Origin of the sequence: Butyrivibrio sp. (assembly GCF_015056685.1) — a bacterium.
Classification (GTDB): domain Bacteria; phylum Bacillota; class Clostridia; order Lachnospirales; family Lachnospiraceae; genus Butyrivibrio.
The window spans coordinates 1-24,650 of record NZ_SVFW01000030.1; the positions used below are offsets into that span (position 1 = coordinate 1).

General features: G+C 40.7%; 19 protein-coding genes. 5 read left to right on the forward strand and 14 right to left on the reverse strand.

Annotated features, from left to right (window positions below; genetic code table 11):
- Window positions 1-540: 540 nt before the first annotated feature.
- Together E7303_RS11425 and E7303_RS11430 are read left to right on the forward strand one after the other, a co-directional pair.
- Window positions 541-963: a GtrA family protein gene (locus E7303_RS11425; RefSeq protein WP_022773304.1), complete on the forward strand. Its 423-nt coding sequence runs from the start codon at window positions 541-543 to the stop codon at window positions 961-963.
- 216 nt (window positions 964-1,179) lie between these two features.
- Window positions 1,180-2,220, forward strand: a complete 1,041-nt coding sequence (locus E7303_RS11430) for a tyrosine-type recombinase/integrase (RefSeq protein WP_292145426.1) — start codon at window positions 1,180-1,182, stop codon at window positions 2,218-2,220.
- Here the strand turns inward: E7303_RS11430 and E7303_RS11435 are convergent.
- The 11 genes from E7303_RS11435 to E7303_RS11485 all read right to left on the reverse strand — a co-directional run bounded on the left by E7303_RS11435 (window position 2,217) and on the right by E7303_RS11485 (window position 13,676).
- Window positions 2,217-3,557: a histidine-type phosphatase gene (locus E7303_RS11435; protein WP_292145427.1), complete on the reverse strand. Its 1,341-nt coding sequence runs from the start codon at window positions 3,555-3,557 to the stop codon at window positions 2,217-2,219. The two genes, E7303_RS11430 and E7303_RS11435, sit on opposite strands and share 4 nt — an antisense overlap.
- A 23-nt stretch (window positions 3,558-3,580) precedes the next feature.
- A complete protein-coding gene (locus tag E7303_RS11440; RefSeq protein ID WP_292145429.1) occupies window positions 3,581-3,973 on the reverse strand; it encodes a flavodoxin family protein in 393 nt (130 codons plus the stop codon).
- A gap of 78 nt (window positions 3,974-4,051) precedes the next feature.
- The gene (locus tag E7303_RS11445; RefSeq protein ID WP_292145431.1) at window positions 4,052-4,693 is read right to left on the reverse strand and encodes a M15 family metallopeptidase; all 642 of its coding nucleotides are present in this window, start codon (window positions 4,691-4,693) and stop codon (window positions 4,052-4,054) included.
- Window position 4,694: 1 nt separating this feature from the next.
- Complete coding sequence (locus E7303_RS11450; protein WP_292145433.1) at window positions 4,695-5,906, reverse strand: DUF819 family protein; 1,212 nt, start codon at window positions 5,904-5,906, stop codon at window positions 4,695-4,697.
- A 102-nt stretch (window positions 5,907-6,008) separates the two neighbouring features.
- Window positions 6,009-7,097, reverse strand: coding sequence for an MFS transporter (locus tag E7303_RS11455; protein WP_292145434.1), 1,089 nt, complete (start codon window positions 7,095-7,097; stop codon window positions 6,009-6,011).
- Between the two features lie 240 nt (window positions 7,098-7,337).
- Window positions 7,338-8,285, reverse strand: coding sequence for an L-lactate dehydrogenase (locus E7303_RS11460; protein WP_292145435.1), 948 nt, complete (start codon window positions 8,283-8,285; stop codon window positions 7,338-7,340).
- Window positions 8,286-8,370: 85 nt separating this feature from the next.
- Window positions 8,371-9,114: an ATP-binding protein gene (locus E7303_RS11465; RefSeq protein ID WP_292145437.1), complete on the reverse strand. Its 744-nt coding sequence runs from the start codon at window positions 9,112-9,114 to the stop codon at window positions 8,371-8,373.
- Between the two features lie 251 nt (window positions 9,115-9,365).
- Window positions 9,366-9,593: a hypothetical protein gene (locus tag E7303_RS11470; RefSeq protein ID WP_292145438.1), complete on the reverse strand. Its 228-nt coding sequence runs from the start codon at window positions 9,591-9,593 to the stop codon at window positions 9,366-9,368.
- A 54-nt stretch (window positions 9,594-9,647) separates the two neighbouring features.
- Window positions 9,648-9,851 (reverse strand): hypothetical protein, encoded by a 204-nt coding sequence (locus E7303_RS11475; protein WP_292145439.1) that lies wholly within the window; start codon window positions 9,849-9,851, stop codon window positions 9,648-9,650.
- A 118-nt stretch (window positions 9,852-9,969) separates the two neighbouring features.
- Window positions 9,970-11,547 (reverse strand): GH25 family lysozyme, encoded by a 1,578-nt coding sequence (locus E7303_RS11480; protein WP_292145441.1) that lies wholly within the window; start codon window positions 11,545-11,547, stop codon window positions 9,970-9,972.
- Window positions 11,548-11,732: 185 nt separating this feature from the next.
- Window positions 11,733-13,676, reverse strand: coding sequence for an NAD(P)/FAD-dependent oxidoreductase (locus E7303_RS11485; RefSeq protein WP_292145442.1), 1,944 nt, complete (start codon window positions 13,674-13,676; stop codon window positions 11,733-11,735).
- A 198-nt stretch (window positions 13,677-13,874) separates the two neighbouring features.
- Between E7303_RS11485 and E7303_RS11490 the strand changes: the two genes are divergently transcribed.
- A complete protein-coding gene (locus E7303_RS11490; protein ID WP_292145443.1) occupies window positions 13,875-14,741 on the forward strand; it encodes an HD domain-containing protein in 867 nt (288 codons plus the stop codon).
- Window positions 14,742-14,754: 13 nt separating this feature from the next.
- On the opposite strand, the gene E7303_RS11495 is transcribed toward E7303_RS11490, so the two are convergent.
- A complete protein-coding gene (locus E7303_RS11495) occupies window positions 14,755-15,180 on the reverse strand; it encodes a MerR family transcriptional regulator (RefSeq protein ID WP_292145444.1) in 426 nt (141 codons plus the stop codon).
- A gap of 160 nt (window positions 15,181-15,340) precedes the next feature.
- On the opposite strand from E7303_RS11495, the gene E7303_RS11500 reads away from it, so the two are divergent.
- Window positions 15,341-17,293 (forward strand): oxidoreductase, encoded by a 1,953-nt coding sequence (locus tag E7303_RS11500; RefSeq protein WP_292145446.1) that lies wholly within the window; start codon window positions 15,341-15,343, stop codon window positions 17,291-17,293.
- A gap of 74 nt (window positions 17,294-17,367) precedes the next feature.
- Here the strand turns inward: E7303_RS11500 and E7303_RS11505 are convergent, their stop codons facing one another.
- Window positions 17,368-19,164 (reverse strand): GGDEF domain-containing protein, encoded by a 1,797-nt coding sequence (locus E7303_RS11505; protein ID WP_292145447.1) that lies wholly within the window; start codon window positions 19,162-19,164, stop codon window positions 17,368-17,370.
- 233 nt (window positions 19,165-19,397) lie between these two features.
- On the opposite strand from E7303_RS11505, the gene E7303_RS11510 reads away from it, so the two are divergent.
- A complete protein-coding gene (locus tag E7303_RS11510; RefSeq protein WP_292145448.1) occupies window positions 19,398-20,858 on the forward strand; it encodes a sensor domain-containing diguanylate cyclase in 1,461 nt (486 codons plus the stop codon).
- 82 nt (window positions 20,859-20,940) lie between these two features.
- Here E7303_RS11510 and E7303_RS11515 read toward each other — a convergent pair whose 3' ends face one another.
- Window positions 20,941-24,627, reverse strand: coding sequence for a metallophosphoesterase (locus E7303_RS11515; RefSeq protein ID WP_292145449.1), 3,687 nt, complete (start codon window positions 24,625-24,627; stop codon window positions 20,941-20,943).
- Between the last annotated feature and the right edge of the window lie 23 nt (window positions 24,628-24,650).

Here is a 24,650-nt window from a genome sequence, read left to right on the forward strand (position 1 = left end):
TGAAGGTGCTCTTGAGAAAAAAATCAGATAATTTTTGCCACAAATTTTTTTCGCTCGTATAAATAATCAGAAATCAAAAATAACTGATGCATTTGAGGTGGCGAAGGCTTCACCAAAGAATAGCTAAAAGTTATGAGCGGAATTATAAAAGTTACAGCAAAGATGCTTACAGTTCATCAACGCCAGGGTCTTTTAACCAACGATTTCTTATGAGGGATAGAGCAGTTTACGTAGCGTAAGCTTTACGAAAGACGAGCTCACAAGACTGAGATATTCCAGTAATGATGGCTTTTGCTTCATCTAAACCTAGGAGAATCTCATAAAAATCAAAATAAGGGTGTCACAGTAGATGATGGAAGATTTCACCAGATACTGTGGCACCCTTCTCAAATCAAAGATTTTTGCTTTCAGAGTGGAATTGTATGCTTTTCTTATAGCAAAAACGCAATACAGGGCTTTTTATTGACTGGAGAAAGATAAAATGGTATTAATAAAGCGAATTTTACGATCGTCTACGTAATCATTGGAGAAGAATAGGTCATGAGTGAGGAAAAGAAAAAAGAAATTGTGAGGATAACTAAGTTTGTTTTCTTTTCAATTTCTGCAGGAATAATTGAAATTGTGAGTTTTTCACTGCTTACAGAGCTGTCGACGCTTCCATATTGGCCATGTTATCTGACAGCACTGGTTTTATCAGTTCTTTGGAACTTTACGCTGAATCGGAAGTTTACCTTTCAAAGTGCCAGCAATGTCCCAATAGCGATGTTAAAAGTGGCACTGTACTATGCATTTTTTACTCCTATAACTACGATAGGTGGAAATTATCTGGTAGAATACCTGCACTGGAACGATTATCTTGTTACAGGACTTAATATGATTCTTAATCTGAGCACTGAATATATCTATGATAGATTTGTCGTATTCAAAGACAGTATTGACACCGGATCATCAAGAGCCGCATGAACGCATTCTTTAACTAAAAGCTTTTAGTAGCCTTATGACTTTCGACGCAGTAGATCAAAAACGGTCTGCTGCTTTTTTTACGGGAAACACATTGCAGAAGATAACTTTACATGGTAATATATTTGTAACACGTCGTTAAATTCTAGTTTTATGTCATGCAGATAGCTATTAATAAAAACTGGCTGTTTTGGCTTAATTTACGCATTGGAGAACAATATGGGTAAAGACTCCGCATACTACAAACAATTAACAAAGACAAAATCAGAATACATCAAAGAAATCAAAGATCAGTTACCGGTTCATACACATTCGTTCATTGATAACTGTGTTTTGAGCTATCAGATCGGAACAGCTCTTGGATATGCCAGAGATCTGCTTGATTTCTACGAATATCTCCATGTATGCAATCCAATAATTGCAAAAATTAAACTGAATGCAATTCCTCATGAAATAATTGAAAAATTAAACAGCCGCGATATTGATGCTTACCAAACGCACCTGATCACTTCAAGACAGCTGAATGAGCGATCAACAGCTAGGAAAATGGCCGCTATTCGAAATTATTTTGCTTATGAAACAAGGCAGGGATTCCTTGATGAAGATATTACTTTGAAAGCTGCCAAAAATAAGAGAATAACAAAGAAAACAATTACCAGGCTCGATCAACATGACGTAAAATCCCTGGTGAATGCTGTGGAAAATTCCCAAGTGGCTACCGAGCATGCCAAAATCTACGCTGAAGCCACCGCTAAACGCGATCTGGCTATTATTACGCTTCTTTTGCATACAGGAATGCGTGTGTCAGAATGCGCCGGACTTGATATTGACGACGTGGACTTTAAAGATAACACTTTGAAAATTGTGAGAAAAGGCGGAAACGAGTCCAAACTCATGATCAATGAGCCTATTCGCAATACTTTGCGTGATTACATAATAAATGAGCGCCCCACTCTCGTTGAAACTGACAGTGAAAGCGCCCTTTTTATCTCGCTAAAGCATAACCGTATGTCTGTCCGCAGCATACAAAGGATGGTCGAAAAGTACGGGAAGAGCTCAGGTCTTAATACTACTCTCTCACCTCACAAGCTCCGCAGAACCTTTGGCACCGCGCTTTATAACAAAACAGGTGATATTTATATGGTTGCAGATGTTCTTGGTCATTCAGACATTAACACAACTGCAGCTCATTATGCTGCTATCGATGAAGAACACAAAAGGCAGGCTGCTGATGTAGATTTATATGGAGAGAATTCTTAAGCCGCATCTTTTGCCTCGTATTCTTCTATCAGGCTGTCATAGGCTCCAATCGCCTTGCCAAAACGATCCATTACATCCTCTGCCTTGTACAATCCATTTGGATCGGCGTTTAATCCCTTAAGCTTCAGATTGTAGATTCCAGGGGGATTCTCGTCATTTAAAAGAGACATCTCCTGAAGCTGCCCGGTTTTTTGATAAACTATATCAAGGCTTATAAATTCCTGACCAGCCTTGTCTTTCCACTTACTGACTACAAGTTTCCCTCCAATTGGTGTCTTTTCCAGTGTTTCTGGAAGGTTGTAGTCCTGGATTTCAAGAGCTGAGAGCACGCTTGCCAGGTTTGAGTCATGTCCGCACAAAAATGTGAACTGCCTGCCATCTGTAGTCAGCTCCTTTTCAATTTCTTCAAGAAGTGGATGAGCCACATTAACTGAAACAGATGGAGCTGAAAAGAGAACATCACAATAAACATCCTTAACCTCAGAGATTGCCTCCCATTCTGCTTCGGTAATATTATGACCAAAGGCTGCCTTAACAGGATCTGACTCTTCAAAGTACTGAAGCACAAGCGCATCAGATATCTGACATGCAGTCTTGAGTGAACCTTTCACCGAAGGCTCTTTTCCCTCTTCAAAAGAGAACTCTGAGTCTCCCACGTCAAACCCTGTAAAAACGCCATTCTTGTAATCATCTGATTTCTGGACATCAATCACTTCTGAAATCAGATCATAGTTATCACCAAGATTAGCTATAGCTGTGCCATAGATCTTATTTATCTCTTCCTCGATATCCGCAGAGTAGTCGTCAGACATATAGGTGAATACCGGATTAAATACAGGGTCCATGGTGTCATATTCTGCATTGTACTCAACCTCTGCATTAGCAACAGGAAGAAGTCCCGCGGAAAAGAACTGTGCTGTAGCTATAGTTCTTTGCTTTGAATTGGCGTATATGCGAACTGCCCCGTCTTTTGGATGATAGTTTAATTCAAAGAGGCCTTCTGACTCGAGCCATTTTCTAAAATACTGTCCCATCTCAGTCTCAAGAATTCCTCCCCTTACAGAGAGCTGACTGGCTGGGGCCGACCACTCAAACCACTTGTTTGGAGTTATTGTATCCAGTGCAGACCCTTCTCCGGAAAGCGGCGCACAAATATTGTGTCTGCTAAGAACCACCACTTGTTCTAGAGAATAGCCATCCCTTGAAAGAGTTGTTAATACATTCTCCGCTGTTTCTTCACTGCCGCTGTTTCCACATCCGCTTATGCCTGCGCATAATAAAACAAACGCAGACACCAAGATTATCGAAAGCATTCCGATTCTTCTTTTTTTATTCATAAACATCCTTTTATGAAAATTCATCAGATATATTTCTGAGTAAATCTAACAACTTCATCTCTGCAGCCGTCAACGGCCTTGCTCTTGAAATACAGGGTGTCACTCTCAACCTGGATTCCCTTATCCGTCAACTCATTTTTAATGAGATCAAGAGCATGCTTTGAGAGCCATGATGTTGAAAATACAACTGCTTTTCCAACCTTATCGCTTGAAAGAGTTTTTAAAAACTGCTTGAGATTATCATCAATACCGTAAGCATAAAGTGCTCCACCTATGAAAAGAACATCTGCTTTTTCTGAGAGTCCTGCTCCTTCAGCATCTACTGAAACTGCATCTACTCCCGCTGCTTCTGCAATATACTCTGCTACCTTCTGTGTTTTTCCTGATCTGGAATAATATCTAACTGCTACGCTCATGACTACCTCCTATTCGCAATTCAATTGTATACAATTTATAATACACCATAACTCCAATAATTTCAAGTTTTGATTCTCCTATTCTACCGGAAAGGCGAAATATGTATCTGGATAGGGCTCATCCGCTAAAGTAAAGTGCCACCACTCTTTTTCGTAGGGACTAAAACCTGCGTATGTCATTACATCACGCAATAGGCATCGATTGGCACGCTGTTTGTCTGTAAGGTCGGCGTTCTCAAAATGGCTGATATTACCAAAATAGTCAAAGGGTCCCCCCATATCCACATCACATCCACGAGCCATATCAAATAGAGTCAGATCAACCGTGCTCCCTCTGCTGTGGCCGGAGTGCTCTGCGATAAAGCCAAGGTCGAAGAGCTTGTCCTTTGAAACTTCCGGATAAAAGACCTTTTTCATCCGCTGATCTTCTATGTTTTTTGCCCATCTTACGAAATGATCCACTGCCATCTGTGGTCTATATGCATCATAAATCTTAAGGCGATATCCTTGTTTGACAAATTCGTCGCTTGCACGCTTAAGGGCCGCAGCAGCTTCTTTTGTCAAAAGAGCTATTGGCTTAAGGTATCCGTCTATTCTGTCTCCTATAAAATTGAAGGTTGAATAGTACCGTAGTTCCAATATCACATCTGGAACTACATCTGCAATTTCCACAAATCCCGACGAATCCATAGTGCCTATACAATTCTTTTGTTTTTTCATATTATGCTCCCAGAATTGAACCAATGATTATACCAAGCCATGTACCTATCACATAGCCGAAAGTTCCAACAAGCATACAAGGACCAACAAGCCTTGTCCAGCCAAGAGAAATTGCCATTCCCGCTGCAGTGGTAGGTCCACCGATATTAGCGTTTGAAGCCAGGATGATGTCCTCCAGATCTATCCGCAAAAGCTTGCCAAAAACAAAGCAGAAAAGCATGTTAAATACTACCAAAATGAAGCAGAAAACAAAAAGAAGCGGTGCATTCTGAATGATCATGATAATAGAAGCAGGTACACCTATAACAAAGTAGAACAAATAGATAAGCCAGGTCCCAACCTCCTTGGCACCGTGCATCTCTTTTGCCTTATCCTCGAAGAGTGAAGCAAACACCATTGAAACGTTCGTTATCCAAACATACTGACTTCCGAAAAAAGTATTCAGCATCTTTAATAGCCCATTGTTATCCGGAATAACTCCGGCAAAAAAAGCTGCAATAAGCTTTGATACAGTGACAACTACTGCAGTGTATGCCATAGCAGCCGCTATGTCTTTTAATGAGATATCGTGACGCTCCCAGTAGCTTGCAGCAAGGGTTTCACCTGCCTTATCAACTCCTGCATTTTCCACTCTATCGATGTGAGGATGGGTGTAATGCTTTTTAAAAAAAGAGCTGGAAGCAATGCCAAGAAGAATCATCAGGTAAACCGCCATATTCAGGTTATCTGCCACGGTAGTCGCCGAAATAAGACCTCCACTGACGTGAAAAGCATCAGCGATGGCAGTAAAATTCACGCCTCCACCAATATAGGACCCAGTCATCATTGCCGCAACTCCAGGAAGTCCTTCCACCAGATCTGACAAAAGCGCTGTTCCAACAAGAGCACCGACAAATGTCCCTGCCGCACCAATAAGGAATACCAACAAAAGCTTCCCCGTCTCTCGCCATATTTTCATGACATTGGCATCTAAAAGAAGCAATGGAATCGCTAAAGGTACTGCATACCCCCATACAATATCGTCAAAAACAGGAGCACTGGTTGGTATTACCCTAAAATTCGTTAATAGTACAGCTATCACCAAAGTTATTATGGCACCTGTAAGTTTGGCAGCCCATTTGTACGTTTGCTCAAGGTAAATTGCTAGAAAACTGGACAAAAAAAGTATTGATAAAAGTGCCCAATTATTATCTGGAGCTATTAAAGTGTTCATGACGACATTCCCCCTTTTTTTACTATTAATCACATTATACCTTATATAAGGTATTTAAAAAAAATGTGACTTCCCTGTACCAGATCAAGCTCAGCCTGGAACTTATGCAAACATCAGCCCAAATATTGGGGATAATATGATCATAATTATCGAAAATGCAAAAGAATTGACTGACATAAGAGTTGCTCTTTGTTCTGAAGGTATCATGCTGTTCAGAAAAACATCGGTCCTGACCTGAAGGAAATTATCTGAAAACGCACCGATAAAGCCTCCCAATATCATCAGGTAATAGTTCCCCGTAAACACTGATGCGAAAGACAATGATACTCCTACCGCGCACAAAACGCCGATCCTGCGGTAGTTCTTTTGATTAAAATACTCCGTTGCCTTGGCTCCTGCAGCTGCGCCTATTCCCATAGCAAAAAGAGCTGGTCCAAGCCACAGTTTATTTAGTCCAACAGCCGGAAGTTTAGCCTGCAAAAAGAACAATACAAGTACATCAACCGCACCAACCAAGCCATTAAACAGAATAATAAGCCTGGCCTTCCTGCTCTCCTTTATAAAAGACGTGCTGCTCTGGATCGTTTCTTTAAATCGCTCCAAAACAGAAGTGACATCGTGAAGCTTAGTGTGCACTTCTGTAAGTGTAAAGGCAATCATCACGGTAATAGCCCCGATTACTGCGTCAACAGCATTAGCTTTCCTGTAGCCAAGCACTAGCGCCACTCCCGCCAGCAATGTTCCTACTGAGCTGAATATCTGATAGATCATAAGATCATTTGAAGCAAACCTGTCATATTCTTTTTCAAGCTCTGCCTCTTTGAGCGTATCATAGGCAAGTGCTTCTCTCGTTCCTGATGCCAGGTTATAGCTAAGAGCACTTGCCGAAATAGCTATAGCAACTGTAAAGAAATTACGGGAAATGATCATCAGTAGAGATGATATTATCACCATAACTCTGCTGGCAATCATCGTCTTGCGGCGCCCAAACACATCTGCGATAACTCCTGATGGGATCTCAAAAGTCATGCTTGTAATATGAAATATACTCTCTAATAGCCCAATCTCTACTGTATTAAAGCCCCTTGCAGCCAATAGAGCCACCCACGCTGCTCCTCCTATGGCAAATCCTGAAACAGCATCTATACTAAGTATCTTTTTAATCTGATTTCTAGCAATTTTCTTTTCCATAATAAAAAAATCTCCTTAATCTTTAGTGTTTAAAAAGAATAAGGAGATAATGTCTCTTTAATATAACTTCAACGATATAATCGCAGCTGTTTACCTAAAAAAGAGCGCACTATCCCCGTAAACAGCTAAAACATCACCTTTCATCATATGAATGTTTATTGTTTTCCAGGTCATTCATGTGCCCCTTTCTTCATCGATTCTTATTTTAATTTAACATACTATTGTCCTGTGTTTCAAGGATTAAATTGATTCCTCAATTACAGCTTTCAACGTCTCCGCAGACTTAAGAAGTGCCTCTTTTTCCTGTTCGTTTAGTCTGATAGGCACAGAACCTTCAACGCCTCTTCTTCCAACTATGGCAGGCATGCTGAGGGCGACACCATCAATGCCGTTTTCACCATGCTGTATGCTGGAGATAGGAAGTATAGATTTCTCATCTCGGATGATTGCTTCGCAGATACGTCGTACGCTCATGGCGATTCCATAGTATGTTGCACCCTTCTTCTCTATGATCTCATAAGCACTGTTCTTTACGTTTTCTGCAATCTCTTTCATAGACTTCTCATGTTCAAAATGTCCTCTCATCTCGCAGAAGTCATGGATTGGAATTCCAGAAACGTTTGCACTGCTCCATGCTGCAATCTCACTGTCTCCATGCTCGCCAATTATAAAAGCATGTACTGAACGGCTGTCTACACTCAGGTGTTCGCCGAGAAGATATTTAAACCTGGCTGTGTCAAGAACAGTTCCTGAGCCAAACACTCTGTTTTCAGGAAAACCACTGAGTTTCGCTGCAGCATAGGTAAGTATATCTACAGGATTAGCCACAATCAGAAGTATTCCCTCTTTATTATACTTTGCAATCTCAGGAATTATAGATTTGAAGATACCTACGTTCTTTTTCACAAGATCCAGCCTTGTTTCACCGGGTTTTTGTCCCGCTCCTGCTGTAACAACCATAACTGCCGCATCTTCAGCGTCCTTGTAATCGCCGGAATATATCTGCATAGGTTTCGCAAAAGGAAGTCCGTGACTGATATCAAGAGCTTCGCCTTCTGCTTTTTCTTTGTTCACATCAATCAGCACCATTTCGGAAAAAAGCCCGCTCTCCATAAGAGCGAAAGCTGATGCTGAGCCGACAAATCCACAACCTACTACTGCTACTTTTCTTTCATTAAGTGCTGCCATAATGTGCCTCCTTTTATTTTTCTCTTTATTTCAGTATAAACGTTCTATTTTCAAACTCCTAGAAATTATCTGCTTATTGAGTAATTTACTCAATAACCTCGCCATTTCTTGAAATTGTAATAACCTGCCAGGGAAGGAATTTTCCGCTGTTTCTTATGGCATTCTCAGCAGCTCTCTGAAGTCCCCCGCAACATGGAACTTCCATTCTCACTATTGTCACGCCTGCAATATCATTATTAGCGATAATTTCTGTGAGTTTCTCGGTGTAATCGCCTTCATCAAGCTTTGGACAGCCGATCATTGTAACCTTACCCTTCATAAATTCCTCATGCATGTTTGCATAGGCGTATGCTGTGCAATCCGCAGCTATGAGAAGCTTGACGCCATTATAAAAATCTGCCTGTGTTGGCAAAAGCTTTATCTGGCAAGGCCACTGCATCAGCCTTGATGGATGCGAGCTCATTCTTGAAACCATGTCCATTCCAGGATCCTCATCCACATGAACACTGCTTTTAAGCTGCATAAACCTTGAGCCTGGGCATCCATGTCCCTCAGCATGCTGCATTTCATTCATATCTTTTGCCAATCCTTTCTTCTCCTGCATTGCCTTTACTGCCGCTTCATCGTAGGCAGGTGCTTCCCTTTCTTCAAAAGAAATTGCTCCCATAGGGCAGCCCGGCAGGCAATCGCCGAATCCATCACAGAAATTCTCTCTTACAAGCTTTGCCTTTCCATCTACAATATCAATAGCGCCTTCATGGCAGGCACTTGCACATATTCCGCAGCCATTACACTTTTCTTCATCAATCTTTATTATCTTTCTGACCATCTTTTATCCTCTCTTCAATCCTTGTTTTGATGTTGTCAGTATAATATACTATTATTAACAAGTATGTTGTTTAAACCACATTTTGATAATTTATTTGGATTATGACTCTGAACGCCTACTACAAGAGCAAAAAGAGCTCTCCCTGGAAGGAAAAGCTCTCTCATATGAAGGATGAAGGGATGATCGAATATAGAAAGAGTCATTTCAAGCTGCTGGATCACTGACTCCTCAAGATACATATATTTAAACCTTTACTCTTCAGGCTCATCCTTGTGGAATCTATTATCAAAGTCCTCTCGGATTTTAGCCTTAACTGCTTTCTTTATCTTCTTTTTTGCTTTTTTCTTGAGATGATGAATAATAACGAGAGCTATAAAAGGCAAAATGAACAGCAGGAAAACTCCCGCATGCTTCTTGACTCTCCTAAGAATCCTCTGCATTTTCCTCTTAATAAGAATCTTTTTTATCCTTTTTGTCATATAAACCCCTCACTTTCGAATTTATTCCCTTCCGGCAGTGCATTCCTAATGAAATCAATCCATAGGATTTTCCATGATTCCACCAAAAGATGCCTCTGCCTCTTTTATCATCTCACTCAACTGTACATCAGATATATCAAGGACCCACGCCAGCATTGTGACATTGTGAGCATGCTCTTCCACAGTAAATTTGGGACATGTAAGATAACTGTCTATCTCATCATTTAGCCTTTTCATGATATCTGCTTCTGATCTCATAAAAATCTCCTGATATATCCGCTGAAAAACATTTACAAACAGTCTATATACTAATTATAGTCATTTTTTCAATTAAATAAAATACATTGGTGCCATGAAAACGGTTCGGGCATCCCCATTACTCAACAACTCTTAAGTAACTACTTACGCAATATAATGTCTGGCCATTGTATTCCACCCTGGACCAGCCGTAATCATTATTTATCCCTGTTCTGGTTGCAGTGTCTCCAGAAGATAGTGTTGCAACTACCGCCGAGTCCTCATCAGTGACACTTGGCTTTGATCTTAGGTTCACAATATCCTTGGCTGTTACTGTTTCATTGCAATCAGCAAATTGAGTCTTGAAGCCGGAAGTAGTGGCAGGCTGTTCTGTCTCCTGCTTAGGAGCAGTAAGATCAGTAGTCAAAAAGCTTGATACTGCATAATAAGTGCTTCCTTCAAACACCACTCTGGACCAGCCACTGGAGCTGATACCCGTTCTTTGAGCTGTCTGTCCATTTTGCAATGTTACAACCACCTTGCTATCATCGCCCTGACTTGGCTTATCCCTAAGATTCGTGCTGTTTTTTGCAGTAACTGTCTCATCAACAGTGTCAAAACTCATAAGTGCTTCCACATCTGCTGTTGCAGTTGCCCTTTCTGAAGTATCTTTGGCTGTTTCCGTACCGTTATATCCAAAATATGCCACGTCTACATCGACTTTTTTACTTATACCCGCAACAGTTCCCTGATTAGTGTACTGCCACATAGCGCACTGTCCATCATAAGCAGGCCCATTCACAATATTCGAAGTATTTTGGTTATACCATGCCATCCATATTTTGTATGACTTCTCTATCTGTGAAGTGTTCCACTGCGCATCTCCGGCCAGCTCTCCCATTGATGCGTAAAAAATAGGCGTATATCCAGCTTTATAGATCTGATCAAGAAATGCTTCAGCAATACTGCTTCTTTCATCTTTAGTAAGGCTGTACTGCCTGCTACTTTCCTTGTCAAAGCCTTCACAGTTATATCCTACCGGGTAGGTGATCGGATACTGTGCAATGTAGTCTTTTACCCAGTTCGCCTCAGCCACCGCCTCATCTTTATTTACTGCTGTGGAAAAAAAGTATGCTCCAATCTTGATACCATTTTTTTCTGCTTCCTGCATGTTAAATCTGGCATTGGAATCTGCCTTGATCTCACCTGTAGAAGAATCCCTGTATCCGACTCTTATCATTGCAAAATCAATACCAGTGGCTGCGACCTGTGCCCAGTCGATGGTACCTTGAAATCTTGATACATCGATGCCATATGTGACAGATGAATTCTCTCCAACATTGCTGGCACTCACCAGATCTGCTACATCAATATCTTCTCCGGTCTCTGCCCCGGCTCCCATCTGAATATCTAATTCCTCTTCTTCAGACGAAGCTTCAACAGCAGCTTCTTCCGGCTGCTCTTCATTTACTGAGGCTTCAATAGATGCTGCAACCACAGGCTCCTCCTCTGCTATGGGCTCCTCTATTTCTTCCAGCTCCAAAACAGAGACTTGCTCAGATGCTTCATTATCAGCATTTCTTTTCACAAATGATCTAACCAGGAAAATTGCAGCACAGATACAGATTACTACCGCTGCAATAATGATTTTTACGGTCATTCCATCAGGATTTCTTTTCCTGCGATGGCGGCCATGATCCCCATAATTACTTTTCATACACTTCTTACTCCCAACAACAAGAACTTATCATATACAGAGCCTTCCCCCAAAGACATCGTACACATACCTAATATACACTTTCACAAAAAAGAGAACAAGAAAAAGAAAAAACAGACATTGCAGCCGCATATTGTCGCGCTACAATGCCTGCTTTTTATTATCTTATAATGTTCAGATTAGTATTACTCCAAAAATCCATAAGCAAGGTTAACTGCATCCATTGTTGCTTCCATGATCCTTCCTGGATGAGAAGCATCACCTGCAAGTAAAACAGGTACTCCAAGCTCTTTCATAGCATCTTTCAAAGAATTTTCTGAAGATACGCCAAGCGCAAGGATAACGTTGTCTGCATCGATACGTGACTTGCTCTGATCTTTGGTGTTTTCAACTGTTACTCCCTTTTCATCGATAGAAAGAACCTTCTGTCCTGTAAGGATCTTTTCACCTTTCTGAGTTACTCTTGTGATGTAGTCTACAAGCACTGATGGGTAGAGGCCTCTTCCTATCTGATCCATCATCTCTACAACAGTAACTTCTCTTCCTTCATAGCAAAGAGTCTCAGCAACTTCCATACCGGTGTTACCGCCTCCGATAACAACAACTGATCCTTCTCCAACTTTCTTAGCTCCGCTAAGGAACTGCTCTGCTGTAATAACGTTACTTCCCTCAACTCCAGGAATCTTAGGTACGATAGGATTTCCTCCTGTTGTAAGGAATACCCCAACTGGATTGATCGCCTTTACGTTTTCTTTATCAGCCTTTGTTCCAAGCTTTACTTCAATACCTGAGTTTTCTACTCTTGCAATAAGACCATTCTTATATGCTCCAAGCTTATCCTTAAGAACAGGCTTATCCGCAAGATTAAGCTGTCCGCCGAGTACATTTTCTTTTTCAAAGATAACAGGCTTAAATCCTCTATCCCTGAGAGTAAGTGCAGCTTCCATACCTGCAGGTCCAGCTCCGATAACTGCAACGGTTCTTCCTTCGCCATTCTTATTAACTGTGCCAAACTCTACTTCTCTACCGCAGCGAGGATTTACAGTACATTTAATGTGACCATTTGCTCCAATTGCACCAAAGCAGTTAAGGCATCCGATACAACGGTTGATCTCTGCCTCTTTTCCGCACTCAGCTTTTTTAGCCCAAGCAGGATCAGCAAGGTTTCCTCTTGCGATACCAATAAAGTCACATACGCCTTCCTCAAGAAGTGCCTCTGCAACTGAAGGCTCTTTTATATTGTTTACAGCAATAACAGGAATGCTTACTTCTTTCCTGATTGCAGTAGCAAGATGCTTTTTCCAGCCCTGTGCAAAAGAAGCTGGCTCAACAATAGTTGTAGATGATTCATAGATTCCGCTTGAAACATTGATAACGTTGATTCCACATTTCTCAAGACGCTTTGCAATCTCAATCGTATCTTCAAGCTTAAGTCCGCCTTCAACAAACTCATCTGCACTGATACGAACAGAAATTGGATAGTCAGGCCCGCACTGCTGACGGATGCCTGCAATTATCTCCTCCATGATAGTAAGTCTCTTGTCAAAAGAACCACCATATTTATCCTCACGCTTATTTGTATAAGGTGACATAAACTCGTTGAGGAGATATCCATGCGCACCGTGTAGCTCTACTCCATCAATTCCGGCTGTCTTTGCGATTACTGCACCTCTGATAAATGCCTTAACAAGATCTTCTACCTCTTCAGTAGAAAGAGCTCTTGGCATCTCCTGACAAACCTTGCACATAACCTCAGAAGGAGCCACAATCTGTCTTCCTTCAATCTGAATTGAATGATTCTCTCTTCCTGGATGATGAAGCTGTAAAAAGATCTTGGAGCCATATCTGTGAACTCTGTCTGCCAGTCTCTCGAGTCCTGTGATATGAGAAAGCTTATATGCTCCAAGCTGGCATGGGCACGCTGTTCCATACATAGGTTCAACTCTTGTAACCTCTGTAATGATCAAACCAACGCCGCCTTTAGCTCTTTCCTCATAGTAGCGGATGATGTGTTCATTGGTGTGTCCGTCGGGTTCAGCTAGTCCCACTCCCATTGCTGGCATAACTACACGATTCTTGATCGCCAGTTTGCCAATCTTTCCTTCCTCAAAAAGTTTTTCAAATGCCATAAGTAGCCTCCTAAATAAAATAGAATCCCCTCACTTGTCATTAATAATAGCGTGCGATTTAACCGCGTGCAACTTTATTAATCACCAAACTTTCCACTATTTATTTGGCTATTATTTCAAATACTGTTTACAGTATAATAGTATTCGTATTTCTGATATATTATTCTTATGAGACAACTTACAAATAGGAGTATTGTGATGAACGACACCCATGATTTCCTATTGGAAAAAAGGCTTCAAAACGAAGCGCCAGATTTACATAGACGAGTAACAGATAGTGTATCTATGCTATATACTATGCTAGAGTCTTTCCTATCCTGGTTTCCGGATTTTACTGATCATTCATTATTGCATAGTTTAGATGTTCTGGATTATTCTAATCAAATTCTGGGTGACCAGGTATGGGCTCTCAATACGCTGGAGTGCTATGTTCTTGTGATGGCTTGTTATCTTCACGACGTTGGAATGGGAATATCCCGAAAGGATTTTGAGGTTTTCGAAAAAGAACTGGAACCCAAAGGCACTCTTAATGAGAGCCATTCAATAAATGAAGCTCAGATTATCAGAGAACAGCATAATGAGCTAAGTGGACTGATCATTAAAAAATACTCCAAGCTCTTTGATATTTTTGACAAAGATACTATGTTTGCAATAATTCAGGTTGCAAGAGGGCACCGAAAAACAGATCTTCTCGATGAATTGGAATATCCAAATATGCAGACAGAAAACGGCGTTATCCGCACGCCTTATTTGGCTACGGTTATACGCCTTGCAGATGAGATTGACGTCGCATCAAATCGAAATCCGGAACTTCTCTTTGACCTTTCCAACCTTACTAACCAGAAAGATATAGATGCTTTTGGCACTCACCAATCTATTCGTTCAGTAGAAGTCCGCTCTGACCATATCGAACTTATTGTATCTCCTACTGAACCTCGTTTTGTCCCATTAGTAGAGAATCTGGCAGAAAAAATACGGCAGACACTTACTTATTGCCGTGATGTGGCTCAAAAGCGGTCAGACCTTTGTATCTACCAGGAAGATGTAAGGATTACAACTCTATAAAAATTGATTGCTGTTACACCCGCTTACACCACTCTTTGTAATAGTCTATTTTAAACTGCAGAAGCTTTAGCTGTTTTTTCTTTTCTTTTATCTGGTCCTTGATTATCTTTTCCTGCTTTCTCAGGATTTCAAATCGCTCTTCTACTGTGCTGTCTCCTATAATGCACAGGTCTACGTACTGCTTCATTTCCTTTATAGACAAACCTGAATTACTGAGACATTCCAAGAGTTTCGCCCATTGCATATCTGCCTCTGAAAAAAGTCGCTTACCTTTCTCATTTTTCTGAAGAAATGGAAAAAGTTTCATATCATCATAGTAGCGAAGCGTATGCTCGGAGATGTCCACTATTTTTGCCACCTGAGTCACTGAATATTTTGGTGTAGTATCAAGTGGATGATCCATTGCAAGAGAATTAACGCAGTCCTCCATATTTACCATCTATTTTTACCTCGTCCTACTCTAAGTTTTAAGATAATAATAAAATAGCGTCATATAGCAGTAAAATCAAGCTTGTTTATTATTTCTGCATTGATATTTTTTTCACTATTGACTTAGAGTTACTCGAAGAATTATATATAAATTGTTAGGAGGTATGATTATGTACGAACAACTATTTACAGAGAAAAAAATTGGTACTGTTACTGCCCCAAACAGGCTTGTATTTGAGCCTATGGGCAACTATTATGCAGAACTCGACGGAAGCGTGTCCGAAAGAGATATAGCTTTTTATGCTGAAAGAGCAAAGGGCGGATGCGGAATTGTTATGACAGAAGTTGCATCTGTCAACAGCAAGACTGGAAGAGGAAACCTCAGAAATCTTTGCACTGACGATGACAAGTTCATCCCTGGCTATAAGAAAATGGCTGACGAGATTCACAAGTATGGTTCTCTTTTATTTGTAGAGCTTTATCATCCGGGTTGTCAGGGAGTTGCTCCTATAAACGGAGGTTCTATGGCTTCTCCCAGTGGTCAGGAAAGCGAGCTGATCCACATGCCAAGCCACGAGATGACTGTTCAGGAGATCCATGACACAGTTAATGACTTTATTGAGGGTGCTGTGCGCATGCAGAAGGCCGGAGTTGATGGTGTTGTTCTTCACGCAGCTCACGGATATCTGCTTTGTGAATTCATTTCAACATACACAAATCACCGAACAGATGAGTACGGTGGAAGCATCGAGAACAGAGTTCGAATTATTAAAGAGATCATTGATGGAATAAGAGAAAAATGCGGCGATTACCCTATTATCATCAGATATTCTGCAGATGAATACATGCGCGAGATTGGTAAAGAAGGCGGAATGGTTCTTGATGATGCGATTGAAATGGCAAAGCTCTTTGAATCTTATGGAGTTGACGCTCTTGACGTATCTGCCGGCAACTATGAGACCATGAACTGGGCATGGGAGCCAACAGGCTTTGATGAAGGCTGGAAAATGCACAACGGAGAAGCTATTGCAAAGGCTGTTAATATCCCTGTTATTGCCTGCTCAGTTATCAGAAATCCTCAGGCCGCAGTTGACTTCCTGGACAAAGGTGTTTCTTTTGTCGGATCTGCAAGACAGTTCTTTGCTGACCCATTCTGGGGCGAAAAAGTAAAAAATGGTAATGTTAATGAGATCAGAAAATGTATCTCATGCCTGAACTGTATGGAATCTCTGATGGCTGCAAGTGAAGAAAACGGCATCCGCTGCCAGTGTACAGTAAATATCGAAGGTGGTGAGGAATGTCAGTATCTTCCTCTCAAAAAAGATGGAAATGGAAGAAAGGTAGTAGTTCTCGGTGCCGGTCCTGCCGGACTTGAAGCTACAAGAGTCGCTGCTGAGCGTGGATTTAAGCCTGTAATTATCGAAAAAGGCCCCGCAATCGGTGGTCAGCTTAATCTTGCTAACAAGCCTCCAAAGAAAGACAAGATCACATGGCTTATTGACTATTATGATGCAATGATCAAAAAATATGGCATTGAAGTACGCCTTAACACTGAAGCTACAGCAGCTATGATAGAGAAAGAGAATCCATATAGAGTAATAAATGCTATAGGATCATCTCCTGTTCTTCCAAAAGCAATCCCTGGTCTTGACCAGAGCTATATCATAACTCCTCCGGATGTTCTTTCCGGAAAGGTTGATCTTACAGGTAAAAAGATCTGTGTAGTAGGTTCAGGTATGACAGGAATCGAAACTGCAGAATACCTTCAGGAAAAAGGAAATACTATAGAGCTCTATGAGATGGCTGATGATATCGGTCCAGGACTCTTTTTCCAGAACCTGATCGACGTAATGGGAAGACTTGCTCCGGGCGGGTGCAAATTCTTTGCAAAGCACCAGCTCCTAAGCGTTTCAGAGCATGAAGCTAAGTTTAAGGACCTTGAGCATGACACTGAGGTAACAGCTTCATTTGATAACATCGTTATTTCTTTAGGAACCAGATCTAACGCGTTGCCTGATTCTATAGCTTCTATTTCAGATATCATCACTATAGGTGATGCTGAAAAAGCCGGAAGGATCAGACATGCAATAGAAGGCGGCTACAAAGCTGCACTCTCACTTTAATATTAAATCCCCTGCACCCTTACCTACCCAGTGCAGGGGATTTTTTTGCATGATGAAATTACTATCAACTACAATTAGCTGCCGTTCCCCGCTTTTAGCTTTTGCTTATTCTCATACATCTCTTTATCGGCGCGGTCAAAAACATCGGAAACGAAGTTGTCATTTTTCATGTCATATTCTGCAATGCCTGATGCCAGAACTGGTCCTGACCCTGTCTTTTGATTATCAAGGGCTTGACCACGCAGCTTCTCCATTAATTCATTTTTTGATGAATAATCACTTCCACGGAGGAATACCACGAATTCATCGCCTCCAATTCGGAACACAGGGCTGTGAACAAATATATTGCATAGAAGTTTTGCGGAAGCTTTTATATACTCATCTCCTGCCGCATGACCCTGGGTATCATTTATCTTTTTCAGATTATTGGCGTCGCAGACAATCAACGCATAAGAAAGATAGTCCAATCCATTGTCCATGTTAACCTGTACAGATTCTTCAAGCTCTCTGTATGCAGTCTTATTTTTGATTCCTGTAAGCTCATCACGTCTTGCAAGTTCTTTTTCAGTTTTTAATGCTTTAATATGCTGCTTCTCTCTTTTTATTTCCTCGTCAATATTCTCGATACCAATAATGAAATGAGTTCCATCACTGGTTTTGCGCGCAGTCATTCTGACATATTTAGTTTTTCCTGATACTATGAGGCGGTATTCTAAACTACAGACTTTATGACTATCAAGAACTGAAAGCATGCTGTCCTTATCCATAAATTCCTTAAGCATCTCCTGATCCTGCTTATGGACAATCTTTGGAATATTAGAAAAAGACTCAGCATAGAAATCATCGCCTGATTGATTGACCTGAAGTTGCCCGTATATGTTGTTTACTGCATAGCTGACATAAGATGAATCTGCTATATTTACATAATAAATATCATCGTAGTTGGAAGCCAGGCCTTCTGCAATCTGTGTGAACGTAACTGTTTTCTTTTGGCTCTCCTTCTGCTTTTTCTCCGCATCAAGCTCATCTTCTATATCTTTTACGAAAAAGATAAGATACTTCTTATCACTTGTACGCATTACCGTAAAAAGAGTAAACCTCGGCTCTCCAAAAGAAATCACTCGATATTTAAACGAAAATGAACGTCTTCCTTCAAGATTTTTAAGCATTGTCTCCATGTCGTAGAATCCCGCTGCGTACTCTCTGTCGTCAGCATATACATGTTCTTCAGCCATCTTCTTTACTTCGCTAAAAAAATCCTTTCCCTCAACTGGGATATTTAGAGACTTGAATTTCTGACTTTTTGCAAACTCCAAAAATTCTCCGGTTTCAATATCGATGTAGTATATTACTTCATAATCCTCTGCCATTGTTGAGGCAATATGGTCATGTATTTCTTTTTCTTCTTTTTCACCGGCTTCAATAAAAGTATGAACAAGACATATTCCAACGATAAGTCCCATAGCATAATATGGATAGTAAGTAAAATAAACCTGCAAGAAGGTAAAGACGCAGATTACAATACTTGTAATGGCTGCCGTCATATATTTGATTTTTTTACGGCCGCCTGATCTTAATGCAACTATGTAGCGAGCCCATGTAAGCATAGTTGCCAGCATAAATATGAAATAAAATACAGTGGCTGAATATAAAAACGGAAAAATTCCTGGAATACCACGATACTCATATAAAATTCCCCATAATATGTCCGACAAAAAATAGAAATTGGCAGCGAGCGTAAAATGACCGTACCTAAAATAGGCCAGTCTTTTATCCTGATTTCCAACCCGGAAGCGAACATTCCTAAGCGCATCCCAATTCAGTATTGTATTTAATATCAGTGCTAATGCAGCAACTGTAGAGTAAAGCATCCGGACTTCCAATGCCTCCTGTCATAAAAACGCATTATTATCTAATGTATATTTTAACGTAATTTAGTCTATAATTGGAGATGTTAACGCTAAAAAAAAACTAAAATAATGTAATAAAAGAGCTACCACTTGCTAAATTCTCTTTTAGCATGCCAAAAGGTCCCAAAAAGTAGTATTATTAATGTATGTAATATAGTTATCATTTTGACTTGTAAACGATTAAAGGAGCATGGATGAATACCAACGATGCAGTCAATAGCATTACCAAGGGTATAGGACAATTTAACGCTGAAGCCAGTGTCGTAGTAGACGATGCTTCTCCTTTATTTGACATATCTGCATATCCTGAGGATCAGCATGAACTCTTAATTGAGTGCAACAGACGAATTGAAGAGGCTAACAGCAAATACCGTATAGCCAGATATAAAGAGGATATATTTGCCAAGGGATTAAAAGCCGGTATGTACTTCTGTACCTTTGATCGCAACGAAAACCTGCTGAGTTTTGAATTCAACGATGAGACCAGGCAAATGTTGGGCTACGATGGAATCGAAGATCTTCCCAATGAGTTCGACAGTTGGGTCAAAACTCTTGTTCCGCAGGAGCGCGATGACATCGTTAAATTATTCTGGGATTCAATCCGCATTCACCGCGATCTTCCTGATATTACTCACGCAACCTATCGCATGCAAAAGAAAGATGGCAGCATCATCTGGGTTACCGGTGCCGGAAGATTCATAAGACGCCCCGATGATGGCTCTTTGGAAATCTATATGGGATGCTATCGCGATATTACTGCCCACAAAGCACTCAAAGAACATGTAAAAATAATAGAGGCCTTGGGCAGTATCTTCAACTTTTCTTTATATATTGATGTCAGCGATATGAGTTATCATATGATCAGCACCAATGAATATGTTGAGAAGGTTCCAAAAGATCCGGACGCTTTCAAATTTTTAAAAGCAAATGTTGCCTCCTCAGTTGCAGAGAGTTTCCACCAAAGTCTGTATGACTGGCTTGATAAGGATAACATCCTTGCCGCTATCAATGAGCATGAATCTACAACAATGGAGTTTTACAGCGAAAGTGCTCATCGCTGGTTCAATGGCGTTTTCATGATAGGTGATCGAAATGAAGATGGCAGCATATCACACATTGTCTATGGTTGCGTGGATACAACAGATGCCAAGCTGCAAAATCTGGAACAGCAGAAAATAATATCAGAATTCGAGTCAGAAATATATATAGATTCTCTATCCAAGGTTCGAAACAGAAAGTTTTTGGATGATAAACTCATCTTTAAACCCTGTAAAGCCGTGGTCATGGGTGATATCGATTTATTTAAAGAAGTCAATGACACTGCCGGTCATCAGAGCGGTGATGAAGCCATCGCAAAAGTCGCAAATATTATGGAGCATTCCGTACGAAAAGATGACGTAGTCATCCGTTATGGCGGCGATGAATTTATGATGGTCTTCTTTGATATCACTAAACAGGACCTGGAAAATAAGCTTTTACAATTAAAAGAGGCTTTAAAAGATGTTACTATCGATAATAATCCAGAAATCCGTATAACCATGAGTTTCGGGGGTGCCTTCGGAACTGAGCTTGTAGGCAACCTGATCAAAGCTGCAGATAAGGCACTCTATGAATCTAAAAAGGTTCGAAATACATATACCGTGATTGAAATATAAGAGAAAGACATTATTATATATAAATAAGTCCCCTGACTCTAATTGTATTTTTAGAGCCAGGGGGCAGTGTTCCTCTGTTTTATTAGATTAACTGACCTATTTCAATAAGCTGCTTTAAGTACAGCAGACCTATAAATCCGTTCTTATCAACGTATTTTGAAAGATCTGTTCCCTTTGGTATGATCAGCCTTGTGAGCTTTCCCTTATACATAAAGTATAATTCAATGTCAGCATCCACACCATTTAATGTCTTTAAAAGGCTTGGTGTAAGATAATCAAGTTTTCCAAGATTTATACCAATTCTTCCTGTATCAGTAACAAATACCTTGTCTGTGATCTGATTGCCCTGTCCATCAACGATGGAATCGCTGATATATCTGCCAATCTTTATATCTCCACTCAGATTGTCCTTTTGTAATAAAGAAATGGCGCCAGGAGTAGCATTCCCTGATGTGCTGTCTTTATTGATCTTCTTTAATGTATCAGCATTTATCTTGTCTAAAAGTTCCAGAGCATCATCCAGGTCTTCTTTTACTTCCTTCTCGGTTTCAACATAGTCCCTTACAGTAGTTCCGTCATCTTCAATAGGCTCATCAATCTCATCCCAGAAATCATCGTCATCTTCATAGTCCTCATACCAGTCGTCGTCATAATCCTCATCGTCATCATCACCGACATAATTCCAACGGGCATAAAGCTTATAGATGCCTGTGAAATCTGAATCTGCTGTGACTAATGTTCCTCCGTCAGGAGCAGTATACCATCCTGCAAATTCATAGTCTTCCATAGACGGTGTTATAAGTTTTCCTGCCTTAAACTGCTCAACTGTAAGAGTATTTCTGACAATTTCATAATCGTCTCCCATGTAGAGATTAATTGTATGGAACTGCCACTTTGAATCATTTGGAATATTGTTGTCCTGGGTCATTGATAGCTGCACTTCAGCAAAAGCGCTTATAAGTTGCTTAGAAGCAAAACTCATAATTGAGCTCTTATTAAAGCCCGGAAGAGTATTTATAACATCCAAAATGGCTGCAGGGGAATTCATCGTTCCAGTAATTCCATTAAACCCCATAATGTACAGGGATGTAGCGGATGTAACATCTGTAATACTTGCTATTGTTTTCTGGCCCTCAGCAACTATAGGAGTTGCAAGAATCCTCGATAGAATAGGATATTTCCAGGAATTCTGATTGCTCGCTTCTACAATGGCTCCCCATAAAGCGTCATTGAGGTAGTTCTCAAATATACTGCTCTTCAGCAGTTCCTGATATTTTGCTCGCTTTTCTGTCTGAACAGCCCCTTCGTCGCCTCTTGCAAATGCCTGCTGGGCATCAATGGCAATATTCATTCCGGTTGATGTTGGATCTTTTTCATCAATAGGTTTTGATAGCGCATTTACAAGTGCATTGGATAAAAGAGTAACTACTTCCTTTTGAATTGGTGAACTCTTGTAATTACTTTCCTTCCATCCATCAACATTAAGATAATTGTTAATGGCTGTAACCATCTTATTAACACCACCGGAAAGGGCAGTAAGATTTACCTTAAGAGTACCTCTCTCTTCAGCAGTGCTGTCTTTTATAGAAATATCATACTTTATAATGCTGTCTTCACTGCCGTCACTTGTTCTATTTGCAGTAATCGAAATAGGAATCTCAAATAAAGTAAAATCAGTAGCAAACTTATAATTCTTTCTGGCTAGCTCGATGCTCTGATCAAGGGCATAATCCCCCAGTGAATCCTCGGTGTACTTTATCATATTCTTAAGGTACGCCTCAGTTCCTCCCGGAGTCTCTGTTATAGAGTAAGCTATCTCTCTTGCGAAATAATCAATAAACGATCCTATGCTTTCCTGCCTGATTCCAGACTTATCATAGCTGTAATCCTGCATACTACCCTGATAATCATCGTCAAATTTTTTTACAGTACCACCTGTTGAAACACTCCAGTTGGCGGTGTCCACATCCCCAAAATCCTTGTCTATGAATGACGTATCGATTGAGAAATTGTACACCGCATCTTTTCCGCTACCTGTTATATCAATATTTACCTGCCTCCAGGCAACCGGGTAAGCACAAAGAGCTGCTGTCTGAATGTCGTAGAGAACATTTCCGCTTTCAGATACGTACTTTGCAATATCATTTGCGTGAGAATGTCCTGTAAGGACTGCAGACATACCGGCATCAGCCAGGGCAGCTGAAACCTGCTCATGGTTACCTATGATATATTCTGACATGTACGCTTGAGTAACCTTAGTATCTATAGAGCAGTGCGGAATTATTGAATGATGGCACATTCCGAGAACAAGATTTCCTTTCTCTTTAGCCGCCTGAGTCTGCTCAACCACCCACTTCAAAAGACCATCAGAAACGAATCCCGCAGTTTTCTGTGCGTTTCCATATCTTGAGTTAACTAGATCCTCATAGCTGTAGATGCCTGTATCCATGACTACAAGCGTAACTCCGTCCGCTATTTCCGTAGCATAGGAAAGTCCGCCGTGATTTTGTGCAATAGATGGATCATCACCCTGAGGATTATAGACTGTTCTTGTTCCACCCTCACAGTGATCATTTTCTCCGTATCCAAGTCCCGCAAATACTGTTTTGAAGTCTTCCGGTCCAATTCGCTGAGCCTTGGCAATCTCCTCTGGCGTCAAATCAGCAGCATAAGAATTATTGATGTCATGGTTTCCGTTGACAACATAGATGCCAACATCCTCCATGCCCTCTTTGCTCTTTAACGCATTCAGTTTATCTGCAAGAGCCTGAGCTCCCGAGTATTCACCATTACTTGTAAGATCGCCGCAGATCAAAAGACAATCCGGATCAAATTCAGTAACCTGATCCAGTGAGACATTGATGATGCTGTCAATTTCTTCCAGCATTCTCATTTCAGTTACGGCTGTTGTATCCATGTTCTGAATACCATTGCCCTGCTTCTGATCATTAGAAACATAATGGGTATCAGACAGGATTGCAATTGAAATATGCTGTGTTGCAGGCTGACCATTATCCAGTTCCTCAGAAGGACCTGCTTTTACAAGCTGCTGAGGCTGAGCAGTCTCGCCACCACTAGAATCTGACGTAGCTGCTTCAGTCGTTGTAGTTTCTGGTGTTTCTGGTGTCTCTGTTTCAGTGGTAGTATCAGGAGTAGCAGCCGTTCCTAGCGTCATCATCCTTGGGGCCGCACTTCTGAGCATCATAGTAGTTACAGGTGTATCGCCTTCACCTGCTTCATCGGTAGCTACATTCTCTAGGCCAGGCTGGACTTCACTTACATCCAGCTCAACTGTATCTTTTTCCACTACTTCCTGAATGTCTGTCTTCTCTTCGCTCTTTACTTCTTCAGGCGCAGTTTCGCTTGTTTCTTCAGACTCTATTTCTTCGGACTTCTTTTCACCTGTCTCTTCGTCCTTTATTTCTTCGGACGCCTTATTGTCTGTATCTTCATCCTTTATCTCTTCAGCTTTATTCTCTTCAACAGACTTATCATCTGAACCTGCATCTTTATTTTCAGGCAGAGTATCATTTTGCTCAGCTGGAATGATATTCTCAATATTACTTACATTTTCATCCTGTTCATCGGCAGAATCATCCTGCTTTTCTTCATCATCAGATGGGCCGTTGTCCTCATCCACATCACCTATGTTATCTTCATTATTATCTTCATCCACATCATTGGCATATCCGACAACAGAAGCTCCTATGAACATTCCCCAGGACACTGCCACCGCCATAGTCATTTTTGCAGCTGTTTTTTTCTTCATAAGCAATCCCTTTCATACAAAAT